The organism is Rothia nasimurium (genome assembly GCF_928381415.1).
In the GTDB taxonomy this organism is placed as follows: Bacteria; Actinomycetota; Actinomycetes; order Actinomycetales; family Micrococcaceae; genus Rothia; species Rothia nasimurium_H.
The window spans coordinates 21,479-43,496 of the sequence record NZ_CAKMSF010000002.1 but is presented as its reverse complement, the minus strand read 5'-3'; the positions used below and the strand labels follow the sequence as shown (position 1 = coordinate 43,496).

Annotated in this window: 18 protein-coding genes; 16 read left to right on the top strand and 2 right to left on the bottom strand. The window is 60.7% G+C overall.

Annotated features, from left to right (window positions below; genetic code table 11):
• Positions 1-194: 194 nt before the first annotated feature.
• Both L7A20_RS02080 and L7A20_RS12055 read left to right on the top strand, forming a co-directional pair.
• Positions 195-1,526 carry a M16 family metallopeptidase gene (locus L7A20_RS02080; RefSeq protein ID WP_237222240.1) on the top strand — a complete coding sequence of 444 codons (1,332 nt, stop codon included), beginning with the start codon at positions 195-197 and terminating at the stop codon, positions 1,524-1,526.
• A gap of 332 nt (positions 1,527-1,858) precedes the next feature.
• Positions 1,859-2,776: a DUF559 domain-containing protein gene (locus L7A20_RS12055; RefSeq protein ID WP_423817416.1), complete on the top strand. Its 918-nt coding sequence runs from the start codon at positions 1,859-1,861 to the stop codon at positions 2,774-2,776.
• A 156-nt stretch (positions 2,777-2,932) separates the two neighbouring features.
• On the opposite strand, the gene L7A20_RS02075 is transcribed toward L7A20_RS12055, so the two are convergent.
• Entirely contained in the window at positions 2,933-4,891 is a 1,959-nt protein-coding gene (locus tag L7A20_RS02075) for an acyltransferase family protein (protein WP_237222239.1), read from the bottom strand.
• Positions 4,892-5,228: 337 nt separating this feature from the next.
• On the opposite strand from L7A20_RS02075, the gene dapB reads away from it, so the two are divergent.
• From dapB to L7A20_RS02015, 12 genes are all read left to right on the top strand, one after another.
• On the top strand, positions 5,229-5,984 hold the full coding sequence (dapB, locus tag L7A20_RS02070; protein WP_237197216.1) for a 4-hydroxy-tetrahydrodipicolinate reductase: 756 nt from the start codon (positions 5,229-5,231) through the stop codon (positions 5,982-5,984).
• Between the two features lie 3 nt (positions 5,985-5,987).
• On the top strand, positions 5,988-6,593 hold the full coding sequence (locus L7A20_RS02065; protein WP_237222238.1) for a hypothetical protein: 606 nt from the start codon (positions 5,988-5,990) through the stop codon (positions 6,591-6,593).
• A 95-nt stretch (positions 6,594-6,688) separates the two neighbouring features.
• Positions 6,689-7,621: a 4-hydroxy-tetrahydrodipicolinate synthase gene (dapA, locus tag L7A20_RS02060; RefSeq protein ID WP_237222237.1), complete on the top strand. Its 933-nt coding sequence runs from the start codon at positions 6,689-6,691 to the stop codon at positions 7,619-7,621.
• 103 nt (positions 7,622-7,724) lie between these two features.
• Positions 7,725-9,440, top strand: a complete 1,716-nt coding sequence (locus tag L7A20_RS02055; protein WP_237186852.1) for a ribonuclease J — start codon at positions 7,725-7,727, stop codon at positions 9,438-9,440.
• An 87-nt stretch (positions 9,441-9,527) separates the two neighbouring features.
• Positions 9,528-12,833 carry an FtsK/SpoIIIE family DNA translocase gene (locus L7A20_RS02050; protein ID WP_237222236.1) on the top strand — a complete coding sequence of 1,102 codons (3,306 nt, stop codon included), beginning with the start codon at positions 9,528-9,530 and terminating at the stop codon, positions 12,831-12,833.
• A gap of 81 nt (positions 12,834-12,914) precedes the next feature.
• The gene (pgsA, locus tag L7A20_RS02045; protein WP_237222235.1) at positions 12,915-13,517 is read left to right on the top strand and encodes a CDP-diacylglycerol--glycerol-3-phosphate 3-phosphatidyltransferase; all 603 of its coding nucleotides are present in this window, start codon (positions 12,915-12,917) and stop codon (positions 13,515-13,517) included.
• A 6-nt stretch (positions 13,518-13,523) separates the two neighbouring features.
• Positions 13,524-14,066: a CinA family protein gene (locus tag L7A20_RS02040; RefSeq protein ID WP_237222234.1), complete on the top strand. Its 543-nt coding sequence runs from the start codon at positions 13,524-13,526 to the stop codon at positions 14,064-14,066.
• A gap of 204 nt (positions 14,067-14,270) precedes the next feature.
• The gene (locus tag L7A20_RS02035; protein WP_237222233.1) at positions 14,271-14,720 is read left to right on the top strand and encodes a helix-turn-helix domain-containing protein; all 450 of its coding nucleotides are present in this window, start codon (positions 14,271-14,273) and stop codon (positions 14,718-14,720) included.
• A gap of 102 nt (positions 14,721-14,822) precedes the next feature.
• Positions 14,823-15,044, top strand: a complete 222-nt coding sequence (locus L7A20_RS02030) for a DUF3046 domain-containing protein (RefSeq protein WP_185173269.1) — start codon at positions 14,823-14,825, stop codon at positions 15,042-15,044.
• 204 nt (positions 15,045-15,248) lie between these two features.
• Complete coding sequence (recA, locus tag L7A20_RS02025; RefSeq protein ID WP_185173268.1) at positions 15,249-16,355, top strand: recombinase RecA; 1,107 nt, start codon at positions 15,249-15,251, stop codon at positions 16,353-16,355.
• Positions 16,356-16,449: 94 nt separating this feature from the next.
• Positions 16,450-17,445 (top strand): regulatory protein RecX, encoded by a 996-nt coding sequence (locus L7A20_RS02020; RefSeq protein ID WP_237222232.1) that lies wholly within the window; start codon positions 16,450-16,452, stop codon positions 17,443-17,445.
• A 145-nt stretch (positions 17,446-17,590) separates the two neighbouring features.
• Positions 17,591-18,373 (top strand): GIY-YIG nuclease family protein, encoded by a 783-nt coding sequence (locus L7A20_RS02015; protein WP_237222231.1) that lies wholly within the window; start codon positions 17,591-17,593, stop codon positions 18,371-18,373.
• A 72-nt stretch (positions 18,374-18,445) separates the two neighbouring features.
• Here the strand turns inward: L7A20_RS02015 and L7A20_RS02010 are convergent, their stop codons facing one another.
• On the bottom strand, positions 18,446-19,501 hold the full coding sequence (locus tag L7A20_RS02010) for a hypothetical protein (RefSeq protein WP_237222230.1): 1,056 nt from the start codon (positions 19,499-19,501) through the stop codon (positions 18,446-18,448).
• 34 nt (positions 19,502-19,535) lie between these two features.
• Between L7A20_RS02010 and miaB the strand changes: the two genes are divergently transcribed.
• Complete coding sequence (gene miaB, locus L7A20_RS02005; protein WP_185173265.1) at positions 19,536-21,050, top strand: tRNA (N6-isopentenyl adenosine(37)-C2)-methylthiotransferase MiaB; 1,515 nt, start codon at positions 19,536-19,538, stop codon at positions 21,048-21,050.
• Positions 21,051-21,053: 3 nt separating this feature from the next.
• Positions 21,054-22,016: a tRNA (adenosine(37)-N6)-dimethylallyltransferase MiaA gene (gene miaA, locus L7A20_RS02000; RefSeq protein WP_237222229.1), complete on the top strand. Its 963-nt coding sequence runs from the start codon at positions 21,054-21,056 to the stop codon at positions 22,014-22,016.
• The last annotated feature ends 2 nt before the right edge of the window (positions 22,017-22,018 follow it).

Genomic DNA, 22,018 nt, shown 5'->3' with positions numbered 1-22,018 from the left:
GCCTTCTGATAAAAATATGTTTCCTTAGTTATCTAATCAAAAAAAGACTAAATAATAAAATGCCCCTAATCCCTTCAGCTATTTTTGTCTAAAAAATATAGTCATATTTTGTGATGGTAAAGCGTTTCCCCAGATTCTAAACTGAAAAATCTGGCATACTAAACAGGTATTCCAGAACAGCAGAAAGCAGGCCCATGCCCGTCCTTCTACCCCTTGAAACCGCTGACCTCACCGACGAGCTCAACTACCGCACCGGCCGTCTCATCTACGCCGGTGGGGGAGGCAACGAAGTGCGCCGATCCGTGCTACCGGGCGGCGTCCGCGTCATCACCGAACGCATGCCCTCCCAGCGCAGCGTCTCCATCGGCTTCTGGGTAGGGGTAGGCTCCCGCGACGAACAGCCCGGCATGCTGGGCTCCACCCACTTCCTCGAACACCTGCTCTTTAAGGGCACCGAAAGCCGCACCGCCCTCGACATCGCCCACGCTTTTGACCGGGTAGGCGGCGAATCCAACGCCCTCACCGCTAAGGAGCACACCTGCTACTACGCCCGTGTGCTCGATGAGGACACCCCCATGGCTATCGACGTTATCGCCGACATGGTCACCGGAGCCAAACTAGACCCCGCCCTGCTTGAACAGGAACGCGGCGTCATCCTCGAAGAAATCGCCATGGACCAGGACGACCCCACCGACGTCGCCTTCGAATCCTTCATTGAACAGCTTATGGGCAGCAACCCCCTGGGGCGCCCTATCGGTGGTACCCCGCAGGAAATCACCGACGTCGCCCGCGACAAGGTCTGGGAACACTACAAGAAGTTCTACACCCCCGACCGCTTAGTCATTTCCGCAGCAGGTAGCCTCAACCACTCAGAAATCGTCAACCTGGTCCTTGACTCCCTGGCCAACCGCGGCTGGGACCTGACTGAAGGTGCCCTACCTGCCCCGCGCCGCGTCCGTCAGCAAAGCCAGATTGTTCCCGGTGCCCGCGAAAAAACCCTCGACAAGGGCTTTGAACAGACCAACATCGTGATGGGCTGCCCCGGCCTCATCGCCGGCGACGAGCGCCGCTACGCCATGAGCGTGCTCAACTCCGCTCTGGGCGGGGGAATGTCCTCCCGTCTCTTCCAGGAAATCCGTGAGAAGCGCGGCCTGGCCTACTCCACGTTCTCGTTCACCGGCTCTTACTCAGACGCCGGCTACTTTGGCATGTACGCCGGTTGCCTTCCTGCCAAGGCCGAGCAGGTTACCGAGCTCATGCGCTCTACCTTCGACGATTTTGTGCGCGACGGTATCACACAAGAAGAACTTGAGAAGGTCGTTGGGCAGTTGGGCGGTTCCACCGTGCTGGGAAGCGAGGACGCCGGCTCCCGCATGAGCCGCCTGGGCCGGGCAGAGCTAGACTCGGGTAAGTTCCTCTCGATCGATGAGCTGCTCGATGGGGTTCGGTCAGTTACCGCTGACCAGGTCAACGACCTGGCCCGCTATCTGGCAGACCAGGAATGGGTCACCACCATCGTCAAATAAACTTTAGGGAGGGCGCCTGCTTATCTGCGGGCGTCCTTCTTTTTTGCGCTCTCTACGGGCAGCTCGCCGCTTTGTACCGCGCCCTGCCCACTTTTGGGGCTAAAACTGGGCAGTACGTGGTACAAAGTGAGGGGAAAGCAGGGCAGGCGGATGCCCCCCGAAGCGAGTAAACGACAGCCGGTCAACCCCTGTGGATAGAAGGCGAAACAAAGCGTCTTCACTGCACCAAAAGAACGCCCCAAAGACCCCTGGCTAGGCACAAAATTCCTATCAGCTATCCACAAGCTGCCGTATGGTAGAAAACCTCAGACACGGTGAGCCAAACTCACCCTATGCGGATCGCTGAACCTCTAACCTTCGTTTCCACCCGTGCCGAACTTGTAGCCGCCGGCCTATGCAACTCCACCATCACACGCAAAATGCACCGCGGCGAGCTCGTGCAATTACGCCCCGGCATATTCTGCCCAAGCTCTATCTATAACTCTCTGCGACCAGCTGAGCGATACCCCTACGCCATAGCTGCCTATGCAAAACAGAACCCTGATGCTATCTTCAGCCACAGGAGCGCTGCCTGGCTCCATGGCCTTAGCGTCATTGCTTCAGAGAACCTGGTCGATATTCTGGCTGGCTCGAATACCCGAGGCCGCGCTCAAGGAATCATCAAACATTACACTGTAAAACCTTCTGTGCCTATCGCATACATATCAGGAACAGTGCGAGCAACTAGCCTGCTACAGACACTCGATGACTGTGCGAGATACCTGGAGCTGAGCGAATCGGTGTGCATTATCAACTCGGCTTTGAACCGGCAACTTACAACGAGTGAAGCTGTAGAAGAGCGGCTGTATAGGCTCAAGGGCCGGGGAGCACGCCGAGCGCGGGCTACACTTCCGTATCTCAGTAGCCTGTGCGAAAGCCCCGGTGAAACTCTTCTATTGATCGCAATTATTGACGGTGGCCTACCGAGACCTGCACAGCAAGTAAATGTAGTGGTTGGAGGTAGGGTATATAGACCTGATTTTCTGTACGAGGATGAGAAGGTCATTGTCGAGTTTGACGGCCACATCAAATACACGGACTACGGGCCTACCGATCGGGCTGTTATGTCAGAGCGCAGGCGTGAGAAACAGCTGCAGAATCAGGGCTGGATTGTTCTTCGGTATAGCTGGGTGCAGGTGAGAAACCATCCGGAGCAGGTAGCCAGTGAAATTGCTGCAATGCTTGAAGTGCGCAGAGGGGCACCACTCTAGCTACTTTGTACCGCGCCCTGCCCACATTTGGGGCTAAATCTGGGCAGCACGTGGTACAAAGTGAGGGGAAAAGCGGGCAAACGAGGGAAGGACGCCAGGAACCGGGGAACAGCCCGTGACACGGCACAGACCTGACGGCCCGGCCCTGCAACGACCTTATCCTGCCAGCGCCTTCGCCACCGCGTCCTTGACGGTCTGAGCATAGACGGTCAGGCCCTCGCCCTGAGGGTGCACGCCGTCGGAGACCAGGTACTCGGGGTGGCCCTTGGCAGCGGCCTGCCAGTCAGCGATAAAGACCGTGCCGGGGTTCTGTGCCGCGAACTCGCGAATTACCTGGTTAGAGGGCTCAATCCAGGTCAGGTTTGCCGGGCCAACGCCGGTGACCAGCACAATCTTGCGCTCACCATTCGGCGACACCGAAGCCTTGAGCTGTTCAAGCTGGTCGAACGTAAAAGTGGAATTAGCGGTCACCGAGAGCACCAGCACCTCGCGCATCTGACCCGAATCCACCAACTGCTCAATGATGGGCAGGGCAGCGGAGCTGGTGCGCGAAACCTCAGCGTTGACCAGTGCCTGGGGCATGGCTTCCCCCAGGGCAATGGACGACGCCAGCGTGACCGAGTCGCCAACAATCGTCACCTGGGACCCGTCAACAGCGGCCGCCTTCGAAGCGGAAGCGCTGGGGGAGGGGCTGGGGCTTTCCGACGGTTGGCCGGACGTGCTGGGTTCTGCTGAGGCGGTAGGGACGGCAGAAGCGCTGCTGGGTTGGGGAGCCGGTGCGGACGCCTGCGCATAGTTGGCACCGGCAGCCACCACAGCTTCGGCTTCGGTCATAGCCGGTGCGGTGCGTACCGCAAAAACGGTGGCAATCAGGGTTACACCGGCAAGGACGGCTGCGCCCACCGGTAGGGCCCGGCCAGCGGGTGCCACCATGGCTGAGAACCAGGCTGATAGTGCCCCGCGGAAGCCCAGCTGGCGCACGGGCTGCTCCACATACATATACGACAGACCCGCAACAATCAGGGTTAAGAACAGCACACCGACGTTCACCCAGGGGGAGCGCGCCGCACCAAAGGTGTAGTGGGCCAGCACCATCAGGGGCCAGTGCCAGAGGTAAATACCGTAGGAGCGCTGGCCGATCCAGCGCAGGGGAGCTAGGGACAGCAAGCCCCGAAAGAGCCCGGAGGTGCCGCCGCGGACGTCCGGAAGCAGGGCCTGAATAATGCCCATACCCAAAAGAGAACCCACCAGCAGGCCCCAGGGCATGAGCCAGGAGCTGTGGTCTGAAAGAGTCAAGGCAAAGGGCAGAACGGCGACCAGGCTCACCCAGCCGACCAGCTGGCGCAGCCAGCCCCAGATACCATTGCCGTAGCCGACCAGGGGGTAGAGACGGTCATCAACGGGCGGGTACATGGACCAGGGAATCATCATGGCCAGCAGGACACCCAGCATCAGGCCGTAAAGGTGGGTATCGGTGCCGTAGTAGAGGCGGGTGGTGGAAGCACCCAGTAGCCCCAGCACGACCGCAGCTAGCAGTGATAGGGCACCCAAAACGCCAGGAACAAGAGCCCGTTGCCACCACTTAGCGGTAAACATAAAAACAAAGACCATCACCACGGGCCAGAACAGGTAGAACTGTTCTTCAACCGCCAGCGACCAGAAATTGGTCATGAGCTCAGGAGAGGTTTGCGTGAAATAGTCGTTACCGGCCCAGATCAGCAGCCAGTTCGACGAGTAGGTAAAAGCACCGAGAATCTGGCGGCCCAACCCCACCTGGGCGTCCCCACCCACCAGCAGAGCCAAGGACCCCACCACCAGCGTCAGCAGGGCAAAAGCCGGCACCAGACGGCGTAGACGCCGCACCCAGAAAGAAACGATATCCATCTTGCCGGTATAGGCACCCTCGCGCAGTAGCAGGGCAGTAATCAGATAACCCGAGATAACGAAGAAAATATCAACGCCAATCATGCCCCCGGGCAGGTACTGGGGCCAAAAGTGGTACACGAGCACCAGCAGCACCGCGATAGCGCGTACGCCGTCGAGACCGCGCAGGACAAAGCGTCGCTGCCCCTCGTGGGGGTGCACGGCAGAGTAAAAAACGTGATCGTCTTTCATAGTTCCCTTGGGTCGGTGAGCTGGGGTGCAGGCGCACCTTTCTAGTGTAAGAGCTGGGCGGGTTTTCTTGTGTCGCACCCGCCGGGTCTTTTAGCACTCAGCGGGCCGAAACCGGTTTCGGATGCTGAAATGCCCCCGCCTACTTTCGGGTATTAGCGCAGGTGAAAGGACGCTTGGGCGCAACAGGGCGTGCAGTGGGGCTACCCCGTTCGCTAGAGTAGTGTGATGTGGCTTGTTGATGCGATACCTGCGCCAGCCGGTGCTGTGCGTGTGAGCGAGTACCGCCAGGTGCCGCCCGGCACCCAAGCTAACGACTATCTAAGGGGTATATAGAGGCATGAGCAAGATTTGGAAGGTCGCTGTTGTCGGCGCCGCAGGACGTATGGGCTCAGAGGCGGTCAAGGCCGTCAACACCGCAGAAGACATGGACCTGGTAGCTGCCCTGGGCAACGGAGACTCCCTAGATCTCTTAGTCGAGTACGGCGCGGACGTCATGATTGACCTGACCGTTCCCTCCGCTACCGAAGCCAACGTACGCTTTGCCGTTGAACACGGTATTCACGCGGTGGTCGGTACCACCGGCTGGAACGAAGAGCGCCTAGCCTCCCTCGAAGCCCTGCTTGCCGAGCATCCTCGGGTGGGCGTACTCATCGCCCCCAACTTCGCCATAGGCTCCATCCTGGCTACCGAATTTGCCGCTAAGGCAGCAAAGTTCTTCGAGTCAGTAGAAGTCATCGAAATGCACCACCCCAACAAGGTCGATGCGCCCTCGGGCACTGCCGTCCACACCGCCCACAAAATTGCAGCAGCCCGCGCCGAAGCCGGTGTGCCCGCCTCACCCGACGCTACCGAAACCGATGAGGGCGGCTCCCGCGGTGCCAAGGTCGCCGGCGTCAACGTGCACGCCGTCCGCCTGCGCGGCTTGACCGCCCACCAGGAAATCCTGCTGGGCGACGCCGGCCAGCAGCTGGTCATCCGCCACGACTCCTTTGACCGCACCAGCTTCATGCCCGGCGTCCTGCTCGGCGTCCGCCAGGTCGAACAGCACCCCGGCCTGACCGTGGGCCTTGACCGCTACCTCAACCTGGACTAGCCCGTGACCTCGCTGCGCGCCTTCACCGCCGGGGCAATCACCCTGGCCATCCTCACCGTGCTCATCCTGCCCCTGCCGCTGGGAACCCGCCTTTTCCTGCTGGCAGTAGGCGTGTTCTGCGCGGTCTTCATCGCGGTGGACGCCGGTGGGCGAGGTAAAGCCTTCGCCGCCCTGGTGACGGTAGCCCTCAGCCTCTACCTGGTGCTCACAGCCCAAAGAGGCTTCATCTTCCTGCAGAACGCGGGGGCACTAGGCGCCCTGCTGGGTGGGGCCCTCATCGTCCTACCCGTCCTGGGTGCCTGGGCTATGATCCGCGAAATCATCTTCGGCTCCCGCACCCAAGCCCTGGGGCAGGAACTCGCCGCAGCGGGGGAGCTACCCGAAGATACCCTGCCCCGCACCGAAGCAGGCCGCATCGACCGCGCAGCAGCCGACGCACAGTTCACCCACTACGCCACAGCCACCGAGAAAGACCCCACCAGTTGGAAGAACTGGTTCCGTCTCTCCTTGGCCTATGACGCCTCCGGCGACCGAAAACGCGCCCGCAAAGCCATGCGCACCGCCATAGCCCTGCACCGAGGCAAAAACCCCACCCAGGTCACCATCTAAAGCCAGGCTGCCCACCGGCGTCCGCCCCGGAATAACGCAGGCCTTTAATCAAACTCACCCCACCCCACCCAGCCAGATAAGGTAACGTAGTAGATATGTCTGAGACCGTACAGAACACAACGACCGCAGCAGAACCCATCTTCGGGCGCCTGCTTACCGCCATGGTCACCCCCTTCACCGCACAGGGAGAAGTTGACGAGCAGGCAACCGCCGCGCTCGCCACCAACCTGGTGGACCGCGGCCACGACGGTCTCATCGTCTGCGGCACCACCGGCGAATACTCCACCATGACCGATGAGGAAAACGAAAAGGTCTTCCGCATCGTCAAGGAAGCCGTGGGCGACCGCGCCAAAATCGTAGCTGGTGTAGGCTCCAATGACACCGCCCATACCCTGCACCTGGCCTCCCGCGCCGAAGCTGTTGGTGTGGATGGCCTGCTTGTGGTCACCCCCTACTACAACAAGCCCACCCAGACCGGTCTTGAAGCCCACTTCCGCACTGTCGCTGACGCGGTTAAGACCCCCGTCATGCTCTACGACATCCCCGGTCGCGCCGGTATCCCCATCACCCCGGCCGTCTACCGTGCCCTGGCAGACCACGAGAACATCGTGGCAGTCAAGGACGCCAAGGCCGACTTCACCGCTGCCACCGAGGTCATGGAAACCACCGACCTGGACTACTACTCAGGCGACGATGGGCTGACCCTACCCTGGCTGGCTATGGGAGCCGTCGGCCTCGTCGGCGTTACCTCCCACGTAGCCCCCGAACACTTCCGCCAGCTGATCGACGCAACCGTCGCCGGTGACCTGGCAACCGCCCAGAAACTGCACCTGGACCTGGCCCCGGTCGTCCGCGCCGCTATGAGCCGCGTACCCGGCTGCGTCGCCGCCAAGCAGATTCTCACCTGGCAGGGCATCCTCGACTCAGCTACCGTGCGCCTGCCGCACGTACTGGCTACCGACGAAGAAGCCGCCCTCATGCGCTCCGACCTCGAAGGCTCCATCATCGCCTCAACCCTGGTCAAGTAAAAACGTACTGCGGGTACCCGGCGGGCCCACCCAAAATCACGGCGATTTTGGGTGGCCCGCTTTGCCCGTATTCAGAAAAGAAAAAATAAAAGAAAGAGAAACTATGCAAACAGTTGAAAGCCCGCACCTTCCCCCCAAACTGAAAAAAGACACCCTGCGTGTAGTACCCCTGGGCGGTCTCGGCGAAGTCGGCCGTAACATGACCGTCTACGAAATCAACGGCAAACTGCTCGTGGTCGACTGCGGCGTGCTCTTCCCCGAAGAGTCCCAGCCCGGCGTAGACCTGATTCTGCCCGACCTCAACTACATTAAGGACCGTCTGCAGGACATCGTGGCGATCGTGCTGACCCACGGCCACGAAGACCATATCGGCGCTGTACCCTACCTGCTGCGTATGCGCCCCGACATTCCCCTGGTGGGCTCCCAGCTGACCCTGGCCCTGGTCGAAGCTAAGCTCCAGGAACACCGCATTAAGCCCTACACCATGGACGTTGTTGAGGGCCAGGTTGAGCGCTTCGGCCCCTTCGAATGTGAATTCGTAGCCGTTAACCACTCCATCCCCGATGCCCTGGCAGTCTTCATCCGCACCAAGGCGGGCAAAGTCCTGCACACCGGCGACTTCAAGATGGACCAGCTGCCCCTGGACGGCCGCATCACCGACCTGCGTCACTTCGCCCGCCTGGGCGAAGAGGGAATCGACCTCTTCCTGCCCGACTCCACCAACGCTGAGGTTCCCGGCTTCACTCCGACCGAAAAGAACATCGGCCCGGTGATTTCCAACGTTATGCGCGATGCTAAGCGCCGCGTCATCGTTGCTTCTTTCTCCTCGCACGTGCACCGCGTCCAGCAGGTGCTCGATGCTGCTGCTGAACGTGGCCGCAAGGTGGTCCTGGTCGGCCGCTCCATGGTGCGCAACATGACCATTGCAGAGAAGCTGGGCTACCTGAACGTACCCGAAGGTATTCTGGTTGACCTCAAGAAGGTCGATGACTACCGCCCCGAGCAGATTGTCATGATGTGCACCGGCTCCCAGGGCGAGCCCATGGCGGCTCTCTCCCGTATGGCCAACGGCGACCACAAGATCCAGGTCGAAAAGGGCGACACCATTATCCTGGCCTCATCCCTGATTCCCGGTAACGAAACTTCTGTCTACCGCGTGATCAACGGCCTGATGAAGCTGGGCGCCAACGTGGTTCACAAGGGCAACGCTAAGGTACACGTCTCAGGTCACGCCGCTGCCGGTGAGCTGCTTTACTGCTACAACATTCTGCAGCCTAAGAACGTTATGCCTGTGCACGGCGAAGTCCGCCACCTGCTGGCCTCAGGCAAGCTGGCCATCGAAACCGGAATCAAGAGCGATCGGGTGATCATCGGTGACTCCGGTACTGTCGTTGATTTGCGTGACGGCCGCGCTGACATTGTCGGTCAGGTACCCTGCGAATATGTCTACGTTGACGGTAAGTCTGTAGGTCACGTTACCGAAGATGACCTCAAGGACCGCCGCGTCCTGGGCGAAGAAGGCTTCGTCTCTATCGTCACCGTAGTTGACCGCGCCACCAAGCGCGTGGTCACCGGGCCCGACATCCACGCCCGCGGTATCGCCGAAAATGATTCCGTCTTCGACGACATCACCCCCAAGATCACCGCAGCCCTTGAGGACGCCCTGCACCGGGCTCCTGAGCGTGTGCACACCACGCATCAGCTGCAGCAGATCGTCCGCCGCACCATGGGGGCTTGGGTAGCCCGCCGCTTGCGTCGCAAGCCCATGATTGTGCCCGTGGTCATCGAGACCCACACCCCCGAGGCTGACGGCAACTAGCAACCTCTGAGCATACCCGGCGGCAGTTTTACCTGCCGCCGGGTAAGCTATTTAAACGCAACCGATCATCAAGCAGTATTGGGAAGAATGGCTCCGCGAAAGTCTGCATCGAGTAAATCAGCCCCCCGCGCCGCGGGGAGCCGCTCCAAGACGTCCTCACGTCGCTCAACCTCAGCTCAAGGTAGAAGCCGGAAGGCCTCGTCAGCACCCCCGCAGGAAAGTAACGCCTTTGTGCGTGCCCTGGTAGGAGCCTGGCAGGCCCTGGCCTTCACCGTGGGCGGTGCCGTACGCCGAATGGGCGAGCTCCGCACCGATATTGAACTCCACGAACGCCGCGACGGCGGTGCCCTGCTGGTGCTGGCTATCGGCCTGCTGACCGCCGGCGTGGAATGGTGGGGCTGGCGGGCGGACCCCGCTAGCCTGTCGTGGTACGAGTGGCCCCTGCACCTGTGGCACATCGCTGTGGGCGGTCTCTTCGGCCAGGGCTCCCTGCTGATTCCCATTCTCTGCCTGATTTTTGCTATCCGTATCTTCCGCCACCCGCTGGAGGTGCGAGCTAACAACCGCATCGCCATTGGCTTTACCATCATGACGGTCTCTGCCTCGATGATGGGGGCTAAGGTGGCGGGCTACCCCTCTTTCTCATCGAGTTTTGATAAATTCTGGGGCGGCGGCGGTACCGTTGGTGTGCTGATTGGCACCCCTGCCAGCCGTATCGTAGGCGGCGTGAATGTGCTGGAATGGCTTTTGATTGCCCTGGTTTTCCTGGCCGGTTTGCTGGTGGCCACCGATACGCCCCTGCGTCAGATTTGGCCTAAGATAATGCATATTTTCGGTCTGATGCTGGGGGAGAAGCCCCACGGTTCGGTCGCTGATGCCGGGCGTCCTTCCCGTGCCTCCCGTTCTCAGGACGAGGCCGAAACTCGCGTGCTAGAGGGCGACCACGACCGCTCCTATCTCTACGAGGACGCCCCCGCCCCGGCTCCCCGCCGTCGCGGTGGCTTACTGGGCTGGTTGGGCTTTGGCCCCCGTACCGAGAGTGACCGCAGGTTAGATCGCTACGAGGCGGACGAGGCCTACCAGACCGCTGTGATCGATGACGGCTCTGAGGCTGACCCCGAGACCGCCCGCGTTGAGCAGGTGGCCCCGGCACCCCGCCGTGCCGCCAAGACGTCAAACCGACCTGTTGAGGCCTTTGACGTAGAAGCACCCCGCAAGCAGACCCGCCGCGAGAAGAAAGCGGCGGCTAAGGCTGCCAAGCAGCAGGCCCAGCTCTTTGACCAGGGCCTGTGGGAGAGCGAGGACGAGCTTTCTGCCAGCTACCCCGACGAAGACCGTTCGGACGCCCCGGCCCAGCGACTGGACCAGGCCCGCCAGGCTGCCGCGGATCACGGCTATAGCCCTGAACCGGTAGAAGCAGACCGTGACGGCTTTGAGCCCGAGACTGTTGCACCTCAGCCTGTTAGCCGACCGGCTGCTGCTCCTGCATCAGCACCCGCCCCCGCATCAGCCCCTGCTGTGCCCCGCCCCGGTAAGGGCAGCTCTTCTGCTGCCTCGCTGGGCGCTGCCCTGACCGGAGCTGCTGCTGGTTCAGCCGCTGCTGGTGCCGCTTCGTCAGCCAAGGCATCTGCCCCCCAGCCTGCTACCGCAGGTTCCGGGCAAGTACCCACCGCGGCTCGTCCTTCTGCTGACCGTCCTGCTGCCGAGCGCCCGTCCGCCCGCCTGCAAAACAACACCGTTGCCGAAGCCAGCGAACAGCCCCGCGGCGAACTGGTCGTGGAATCCTCCACCGGCTCCTACACCCTGCCCACCGAATCCATGCTTGAGGCCGGCCCACCCGCCAAGGAGAGCTCCGAAGCCAACGAGCAGGTGGTTGACGCCCTGACCAACGTGCTCCAGCAGTTCAACGTTGACGCCGAGGTCACCGGCTTCTCCCGCGGCCCCACGGTCACCCGCTACGAGATTGAGCTGGGCCCCGGCACCAAGGTGGAGCGCGTCACCGCCCTGTCCAAGAACATTGCCTACGCTGTGGCGTCTGCCGACGTACGCATCCTCTCGCCTATCCCGGGTAAGAGTGCTATCGGTATCGAAATTCCCAACACCGACCGTGAAATCGTGGTGCTGGGCGACGTGCTGCGCTCGGCTAAGGCCCACGCTACCGACCACCCCATGGTCATGGGTGTGGGTAAGGACGTCGAGGGCGGCTTCGTCATCGCTAACCTGGCGAAGATGCCCCACATGCTGGTGGCCGGTGCCACCGGTGCCGGTAAGTCCTCCTTCGTGAACTCCATGATTACCTCCATTCTTATGCGCTCCACCCCCGACCAGGTGCGCCTGATCATGGTGGACCCCAAGCGCGTGGAGCTCACCGCCTATGAGGGGATTCCCCACCTGATTACCCCCATTATCACCAACCCCAAGAAGGCCGCCGAGGCCCTGCAGTGGGTGGTGCGAGAGATGGACGCCCGCTACGACGACCTTGCCCACTACGGCTACAAGCACGTGGACGACTTCAACAAGGCCGTCAAGGCTGGCAAGATTCAGCCGGAGCCCGGTTCCAAGCGCCAGATTAAGGCCTACCCCTATCTGCTGGTGATCGTGGACGAGCTTGCCGACCTGATGATGGTTGCCCCGCGTGATGTGGAAGAGTCCATCGTCCGTATCACTCAGCTGGCCCGCGCTGCCGGTATCCACCTGGTGCTGGCGACCCAGCGTCCGTCCGTTGATGTGGTCACCGGCCTGATTAAGGCCAACGTGCCCTCCCGCATGGCCTTTGCGACATCCTCGGTCACAGACTCCCGCGTGGTGCTCGACCAGCCTGGCGCTGAAAAGCTCATTGGCCAGGGTGACGCCCTCTTCCTGCCCATGGGCGCCTCCAAACCCATGCGTGTGCAGGGCGCCTGGGTGGGTGAATCTGAGATTCACGAGGTTGTTGAGCACGTCAAGAAGCAGGCCCCTGCGGTCTACCGCGACGACGTGATTGCCGCAGCACCCTCCAAGAAGATTGACGATGACATCGGGGATGACCTGGATGACCTGCTGCGGGCAGCCGAACTGGTGGTCAATACCCAGTTCGGTTCGACCTCCATGCTGCAGCGCAAGCTGCGCGTGGGCTTTGCTAAGGCAGGGCGCCTGATGGACCTGCTCGAATCCCGCGAAGTCGTTGGCCCCTCTGAGGGATCGAAGGCCCGTGACGTGCTGGTTCAGCCCGATGACCTGCCCGCCGTCCTCGCTAAGATCCGCGGTGAAGAGCCCCCGGCCCCTGTAGACAGCGACCCCTACGGCGGGGATCCTGTAGCCCACATGAACGATGGGGTGCCGCAGGCCGTTGACTACTACGACGAGGCGGACGACCCCGACAGCGAAGACGCCTGGAACCTGACCGGCCGCTAGCCGGCCTTCCCTGCCAGACCCAACCGACGGCGTCCGCCCCGCTTATCGCGAGCGGGGCGGAACCACCCTAAGGAGAACACCGTGGCCGACCAGACCGCAACCGCTTCTAACTGGAACATCCCGAATGCGCTGACCGCCCTGCGTATTGTGATGGTTCCCCTGTTCGTCTGGGCCCTCTGGGCCGGCGGGCCCCACGGCGAGGCCAACCTGAGCCTGCGCTGGTGGGCAGCCGCCGTGTTCGTACTGGCCATGATTACCGACTGGCTCGATGGCTACCTGGCCCGCAAAAACAACCTGATTACCAGCTTCGGTAAAATTGCTGACCCCATCGCCGATAAGCTGCTCACCGGGGCGGCCTTCGTGGTGCTGTCCATGCTGGGGGAGCTGTGGTGGTGGGTCACCATCGTCATTCTGGTGCGCGAGTGGGGTATCACGGTGATGCGCCTGTTCATCATCAAGTACGGGGTCATGGCGGCCTCTAAGGGCGGTAAGCTCAAGACCGTGCTGCAGACGGTGGCGCTGGTGCTGATGATTCTCCCGCTGGGGCAGCTGGGTTCCTGGGCTCTATGGCCCGGCTACCTGGTGATGGCCGCTGTGGTGGTCGTGACCGTAGTAACCGGTATCGACTACGTCATCAAGGCCATGCAGCTGCGCCGCGACTTCTTCGCGGCTCAGGGGAAGTAGCCCGGCATGGTAGAGATGATGGCTCAGGACCTTGAGCGCGCAGCTGCCCGCCTGGTTGCCGCTGCTGTAGCTCGCGCAGCCGATGGGGCGCAGAAGGGGGCGGACGCCGGTGCTCAGCTGGCAACGGCAGAGTCCCTGACCGGGGGTATGGTAGGCCAGCTCATCTGCACCGTTCCCGGGGCATCTGCGGTGTATCGGGGTGGCGTTATCTCCTACGCCACCGAGGTCAAGGCTTCTGTACTGGGGGTACCTGCCGGTTTGCTGGCTGAGCGGGGAGCGGTAGATCCGGACGTCGCAATCGCCATGGCACAGGGAACCGCCCGGGTCTGCGAAGCTGATTTCGGCGTAGCCACCACCGGGGCTGCCGGGCCGGAGCCCTGCGACGGTAAACCGGTAGGGCGCGTCTACCTGGCCGTAGCGCACCCGGCGAGCGGGGGCGGCCGCGTGCTTGAAAAAAACTATGCGGGCAACCGGGCAGAAATTCGTGCCCAAGCCGCCCACGATGCCTTGAACCTGCTTGCAGAGTTTCTTGCTGAAACCGCTAAGTAAGCTCCCAGAAAATTTTCAGATGAATTTTTCAGCTAACAGGGAATGAAAACACAGCCCTGTGGGTTTAGATAGATGTAACAAGAAAAAGTCGTAAGTAAACGAAATATTCTTGAGGTCAGCTGACGAAAGCGCGAACATGCGATAGGCTGATAACACCCGCTCCTGATATAACGGGAGCATGACAACCAGGAGATTGGTATAAAAATGACTAAGCAGCCCGTATCCGTGAACGGTGTCGTCCGTTGGAAGGATGTGGGTCAGACCGAGAACGCTGCCCCCGCCCAAGACACCGGTAAAGTAATCCTGCTCCGCCACGCTATCGGCGAAGTTCTGCGCGATGTTCGCCAGCGCCAGGGCCGCACCCTCCGCGAAGTTTCCCACTCAGCCCGAGTATCACTGGGCTACCTCAGCGAGGTCGAGCGCGGCCAGAAGGAAGCCTCATCAGAGTTGCTGGCTTCCATCTGCCAGGCACTGAACATCTCCCTCTCAGCTATGCTGGCTGAAGTCTCAGCCCGCATGGCTGTTGAAGAAGGCTTCTCGGTACCCGATACCGTACCCGCTGAGTTCTCAGAACAGTTCAAGCGTGAATACGGTATCGCTGCAACCTCAAGCCGCGATATTCCCGCCGTCGAGCGCCCCCTGGCAACTCGCTAGACGATTCGCTCTTTAGGTAACTAAGAGATGGAGCCGGGCCCCGCAAGGGCTCGGCTCTCTTCGTGTTCTGTGGTGTCTGTGTACTGTGGAGGAAGGAATAAGATGAAGCTCAGCGAATTTTGGGCGGCGATGGATCATGAGTTTGGTCCGGTCTATGCCCGCCATCTAGCCCGTGATCTGGTGCCCGGGGACTTCGGTGATTTGACGGCCCAGCAAGCCCTGGACGCCGGCGCCAACGTGCGCGAGGTATGGCTGGCTATCTGCCGGGTGCAGGACGTTCCTGTGGAACGGCAGCTGGGTCCCGATATCGAACCGCGACCCTAGGCTAGAAAGTCGTTCGTACTTAATAGAAAATGTGTTCGAATTCCTGTAGGATTGTGAACAAACGACCGGCAGCCCGCGACACATAACCGGGTTATCCACAGATTTTCAAAATCTTCGCGCTGAACCCTTAAAGTGTCAGCCCTAGGTATTACCGTGGTAGCCAGAGAAGAACTCTCGTACCGCGATAAGAAATGAGGAACATACATGGCAGCGAAAACTCGCATGCAGTCAGTAGGTCAGGTGCCCGCCGAAGGGCGCGAAAAGGCACTTGAGGCCGTCCTTGCCCAGATCGATAAGAACTACGGCAAGGGCTCCGTCATGCGCCTGGGAGACCGCGAGGCCAGCAAGGTCGAAACTATTTCAACCGGTGCTCTGGCCCTGGACGCCGCCCTCGGCATTGGCGGCCTGCCCCGCGGCCGCGTGGTAGAAATCTATGGCCCTGAATCTTCCGGTAAGACTACCGTCGCCCTCCACGCTGTGGCTAACGTGCAGAAGGCCGGCGGTATCGCAGCCTTCATCGATGCTGAACACGCCCTTGACCCGGTCTACGCAGCCAAGCTGGGTGTAGACACCGACGCTCTGCTGGTCTCCCAGCCCGATACCGGTGAACAGGCCCTGGAAATCATGGATATGCTGGTGGGCTCTGGCTCCATCGACATCATCGTGGTTGACTCCGTTGCCGCTCTGGTGCCCCGCGCCGAAATTGAGGGCGAGATGGGTGACTCCCACGTGGGTCTGCAGGCCCGTCTGATGTCCCAGGCTCTGCGTAAGATTACCGGCCGCCTGTCAGCAACCAACACCACTGCTATCTTCATCAACCAGCTGCGCGAAAAGATTGGCGTTTTCTTCGGCTCACCCGAAACCACCACCGGTGGTAAGGCTCTGAAGTTCTACGCCTCGGTACGTATCGATATTCGCCGTATTGAGACCCTCAAGGACGGCGCTAACCCCATCGGTAACCGTACCCGCGCCAAGGTCGTCAAGAACAAGATGGCTCCGCCCTTCAAGCAGGCTGAATTCGATATTCTCTACGGTGAGGGTATCTCTGTTGAAGGCGGTATTCTTGACCTTGCCGTCGAGCACAACGTGGTCAAGAAGTCCGGCGCCTGGTTCACCTACGAGGGCGATCAGCTGGGCCAGGGTAAGGAAAACGTGCGCCGTTTCCTCAAGGACAACCCCGAACTGACCGAAGAGATCAAGTACAAGACTATGGTCAAGCTCGGCATCATTGAGGGCGAAGAGGAAGAGCTGGACGAGGTAGAGCCCAGCACCTCTGTTGACCCGCTCGATGATATCTCTGAGAACTTCTAAACTCATAACAGCGAGCTAGTAGCCGCCACCACCGGGAAAAGCCCCGGTAGTGGCGGCTTTCGACATGACACGATGTAGGTAGTAGGAGGGGAATGTGAGCGCAGAAAACCCACGAGTCGAAGATTTTCTTGCCCCTGAGGAGTACCCGGCCTGGCACCCGGCGGCACAGGGCCTGGTCCAGGACCTCCCGGGGGAGTCTGGCGCCTACGCCAGTACGCAAACCGCTACCCCCTATACCGGTAAAGCATCAGCCGCAGCGGCCAGTAACCGGGACGGTGGGGAAGCAGCCGAGGCTGCGGAACCAGCCCGTCAGGGCAAATACACCCGCCGTCGCAACCCCAACTTCAAAAAAGGGTTCCGCAAGCCGCCCGCCAAATACGCTGCCCGCTCGCCCTTCGCACCCGCCATCGGGGCGGCGTCCGCCCCAGAGAACGAAGCTCCCCAGCGCAAGCGCTCGCAGCCCCTCTTCCGTGAAGGCTCAGCCCTGAACGAGCCGGTCACCGACGAAGAGATGCTGGTGCAGGGGGTCACTCCCATGCCCGAGAAGAGAGGCCGCGCCGGTAAGGAGCCGGAGAGCGAATTTACGCGGGCTAAAAATATTGTGCTGAATCAGCTGGCTGCCTCGCCTAAGTCCCGAGCCATGCTGGAGAAAAAGCTGGTTGAGAAAGAAATTTCGGCCGAGGTTATTGAGGATATCCTGAACCGTTTTGAGGCGGTCAACCTGATTAACGACGCTGAGTTCGCCGACATGTATGTGCGTACTCGAATGAACGTGAAGAAGCTGTCGCGGTCGGCTATCCGGCGGGAGCTGAAAACCAAGGGGGTTGAGGGTGAGCTTGCCGAAATAGCTCTGGAGCAGCGCACCGAGGAGGACGAGCGCGCCGACGCCCACGAGTTGGTGCGCAAAAAATTGCGCCCCTCAATGGATCTGGGGGACAGGGCTGAGAAAGAGAAGGTTATGCGCCGCCTGGTGGCTATGCTGGGCCGTAAGGGCTACCCGGCGGGCCTAGCTTTTAGCGTGGTGCGCGAAGAGGTCGAGAGCTACGCGCAGGAGATGGGTATGAGCAGTGACTCTCCTTACTATGATTAGCTGATGAAAAGCACGTAGAAGGGAAACAGCAAAAATGCGCAGAGGGAAAAGTATCAACCTGTACCTAATGGACGGTACACCCAGTGAACGGGTCAAATGTACTTTGGCTAACTGGACAGGGGTTGCCTACAAAATACCTCGCACAATGCTCGACCAAGCGCAACGGATAGAACATCTAAACCAAACCGGTGTATATATTTTGTTTTCTGGGCGGCAGGCGGACGCCGGGGAATCCGCTTATATAGGGCAATCGAATCTACGCAGCAATGGTCGAGGCCTCATCGGACGTTTATTTGAACATAGGGCTGACCCGGAGAAAGACTACTGGAATGAAGCGGTTGTCCTAACGACCTCAAATAACTCTTTCGGTCCGACCGAGATTAGCTATCTTGAAAATCGTTTCTATAACATTGCTCGTGAGACCGGTCGATACGACATACAGAATGGGAATAACCCCAACTCTGGGCATGTAACAGAAGAAAAAGAGTCAGAACTTGAGGACTTTATCGACTACGCAAAACTTGTAGTAGGAGCTTTAGGGTACGACATCTTTGAGCCGCTGATTAGAGAAAACGCCCCCTCTGCTGTCGAAAGCACTTCTCAAGACACGGCACCCTCTGACTATTTCCTGGCAGGGAATGGCTACCTTGCGAAAGGGCGGCAGACTACTGAAGGTTTTGTTGTGCTGAAGGGTAGCTCTATTAGTTCTGTGGTTTCATCTTCTGCTCCCGTCATCGTCCGTCGTGTGCGAGAAGAGCGAGTAGCTGATATCTCAAATACATACGAGTTGCTGGATAACTTTAAATTTAATAGCCCTTCGTCAGCAGCTTCTTTTGTTGCTGGCAATAGTAGAAGCGGCAACGCTTCGTGGAAGAATCAGGCCGGAGACACTCTGGGAGAGGTTGAATCCCGAGTTTCCCCAGAGTGAAACAAGTTATCTGCGGAAATTATGAACTATACCCATGCCTGTGGTTATACGGGGTGAGGGAAAATCCAACATTTATAGAACATTTTGTTCTGCCATAATCGCCTGCACCGCTACCTTTGCTGCAGCTACCTGGGCGTCATCGTGTGCGCTCCCGCGGGGGCTCGGAGCCACCTGCTCATAGAAACGCTGTACGGCCCCCTGCCACAGAGTGTTCTCCACAAGGCCCGCTGAAACCGGCCCCTCAGGCCAGGACGGGAAGCCCAGCATGAGTTTAGCAACCGGTAGCGCCCAGTGGTGCCAGCAAGTTCCCTCAGCGTCGATACCGCGAACCCCCGACCCAGGGGCCGCCTGCCACAGCAGGTTGGCCGGAGAAAAATCGCCGGACGACAGCACCCTCTCACTCGGCGCCGGGTAGATAATTCCCTCCACGGCCTGCTCCATCTGCGTAAACTCAACCGACCCCACCGGCACACCTTTTCTCTCGGCCAGCCGGCGCAGGCCCTTGAAGGCAAGCTGGGGTGAGGGTAGGGACCCCGGTGCGGACGCCCGCGCGTCAGCGCTCGCAAGCTCAGCGGCAAAAGATACCTGGGCGGCAGCCTGGGCGGGGGAGCCCAGAATACTAGCCCAGGTATTCACCCAAGCGTCCAGGGCCTGCCGGGGTGCGGCGTCCGCCCCGGACGACAGCAGCAGCTCACCCAAGCTGATAGCAGACGAGAAGCCGCCGGTGACATCCTCAAGAATCAGCAGACGGGCAGCGTCGTCAGCAGCCAGCAGGCGGGGGTAGAGCCCCGGTGCGACCTGCTCCAGGGCAGCAAGGCCGTGTTTTTCGCGAAGGTAGCCAAAACCGCCAGAGTTGCGGGCTGAGTCCTTGCGGCGAAAATACTTGAGCACACAGCTCGCCCCGCGATGACCCCGCACCCGAACAACCACCGACCGCATCCCGCTCGACAGAACCTCGACATCAGCAACCTGAACGCCGGTCAGCTCCACAGACCGCTCTAAAAGCCCGGCCAGCAGACGCAAAAAAGCGGGGGAATCTACGGGCTGCTCCACCGCACTAGGGGAGTAGGCGCTCGCAGCCTGGGCGGCACGTGATGCAAAGAATGAGGGAGAAGGGCGAACCGGCATAGAGCCCAGAATAGCAACCTAGTAGACTGTACGGGTGAGTATTGACGTGAACACCGACAAGCCCGTGGCAGCACCCAAAACCCGCACCTACGAAGTGCGTACCTTCGGCTGCCAGATGAACGTACACGATTCAGAGCGCATGAGCGGCCTACTTGAGGCATCAGGCTACGTGCCCGCAGAAGAGGGAACCACCCCCGACCTGGTCGTTTTCAACACCTGTGCCGTGCGCGAAAACGCCGATAATAAGCTCTACGGCAACCTGGGCCAGCTCGCCCCGGTCAAGCGTGAGAACGAGGGCATGCAGATTGCCGTAGGTGGCTGCCTAGCGCAGAAGGACCAGGACGTCATTCTGAAGAAGGCCCCCTGGGTCGACGTAGTCTTCGGTACCCACAACATTGGCTCCCTGCCTACCCTGCTGGAGCGAGCCCGTCATAACAACGAGGCCCAGGCTGAGCTGCTGGAGGCCCTGGAGGTTTTCCCCTCCACCCTGCCGACCAAGCGCGACCACGTGTACTCCGGCTGGGTCTCTATCTCGGTGGGCTGCAACAACACCTGTACCTTCTGCATCGTGCCCTCTCTGCGCGGTAAGGAAGAAGACCGCCGCCCCGGCGAAATCCTGGCAGAAGTACAGGCCCTAGTCGACGACGGCGCTATCGAAGTGACCCTGCTGGGCCAGAACGTCAACTCCTACGGTGTGGGCTTTGGCGACCGTCAGGCCTTTTCGAAGCTGCTGCGAGCCTGCGGCGAGATTGAGGGGCTGGAGCGCGTCCGTTTTACCTCCCCCCACCCGGCCATGTTCACCGACGACGTCATCGACGCAATGGCTGAAACCCCCAACGTTATGCCCGTACTGCACATGCCCCTGCAGTCCGGCTCTGACAAGGTGCTCAAAGACATGAAGCGCTCCTACCGCTCCAAGAAGTTCCTGGGCATCCTGGAGAAGGTGCGCGAGCGCATCCCCGATGCCGTCATCACCACCGATATTATTGTCGGCTTCCCCGGCGAAACCGAAGAGGACTTCCAGGAGACCCTGCGCGTGGTGGAGGAGTCCCGTTTCTCGTCCGCTTTTACTTTCCAGTACTCGATTCGCCCCGGCACTCCGGCAGCGACCATGCCCAACCAGGTGCCCAAGGCTGTGGTGCAGGAACGCTACGAGCGTCTGATTGCCCTGCAGGACCGCATTGCCGGTGAAGAAAACCGTAAGCAGCTGGGTAAGACCGTTGAGCTGATGGTTACCGCAGAGTCAGGGCGCAAGGCCGAAGAAACCGGCCGCCTGTCGGGCCGTGCCCGCGACCAGCGCCTGGTTCACTTCACCGTTCCCGAAGGCTGCGAGGTGCCCCGCCCCGGCGACCTGGTGACCCTGCCCATCACTGAGGCTGGCTCCTTCCACCTGATTTCTGACCCCACTGCCGACCAGTACTCGGTGCGCCGCTCCCGCGCAGGTGATGCCTGGGACCGCGCCCAGGCCGACTCCTGCGGTACCGGTACCACCCAGGTGCCCGGTACCCCGGTTTCCCTGGGCTTCCCCACCTTCAAGCCCGCTCTCTAACCCATGGCAGAGAAGGACGCCGCCAGCAGCTCCCTGCCCATCATCGCTGTGGTGGGCCCCACCGGCTCAGGTAAAAGCGCCCTCGCTATCGAGCTGGCACGGGCTGTGGGCGGGGAGTGTATCAATGCCGATTCCATGCAGTTTTATCGGGGTATGGATATCGGCACCGCCAAGGTCACTGCCGAAGAAATGCGGGGGGTTCCCCACCACTTGCTCGACACCCTCGATGTCACGGAGGAAGCCTCGGTCGCTACCTTCCAGTCCCAGGCCCGGCAGGTTTTTGATGAGATTCGCACTCGCGGGAACTACCCGATTCTGGTCGGTGGGTCTGGCCTGTATGTGCGTGCCGCCCTGGACGTTTTGGAATTTCCCGAAACCGACCCGGTGGTGCGGGCTCGGTTGGAAGCTGAGCTGGCGGCGTCCGGCCCCGGCTCCCTGCTTCAGCGCCTGCGCGCGGTTGACCCTGAATCAGCTGAGCGGGTGAAGGACGACCGCCGCCTGGTGCGCGCTTTGGAGGTCTTTGAGGTGACCGGCCGCCCCTTCTCGTCCTTTATGCCCACCCGCACCTACCACCAGCCCGCCCTGCAAATCGGGCTGAACGGCGACCGTGCCCAGCTGCACCAGCGGCTGCACCAGAGGGTAGTTGCCATGGAAGAAGCCGGGCTGCTGGCCGAGGTAGAAGCCCTCGAAGCCAAGGGCCTGCGCCGGGGCAAAACAGCCCCGGCGGCTATCGGCTACCGGGAATTTCTCAAGGTTCTGGACGCCGCCCGCGGCTTGCTGCCTGCCGGTGAGGAATATTCTGTCGCCCAGGCAGTTGAAGATACCGTCACCGCCACCCGCCAGTTCGCCCGCCGCCAGCTCACCTGGTTCAGGGCAGATGAACGGGTGCACTGGCTTGACTGGTCCAGCCCCGATCTGCTTACCGAGGCCCTGGCCATCATCAAGGGCTACCAGGCACTAGACTAAGA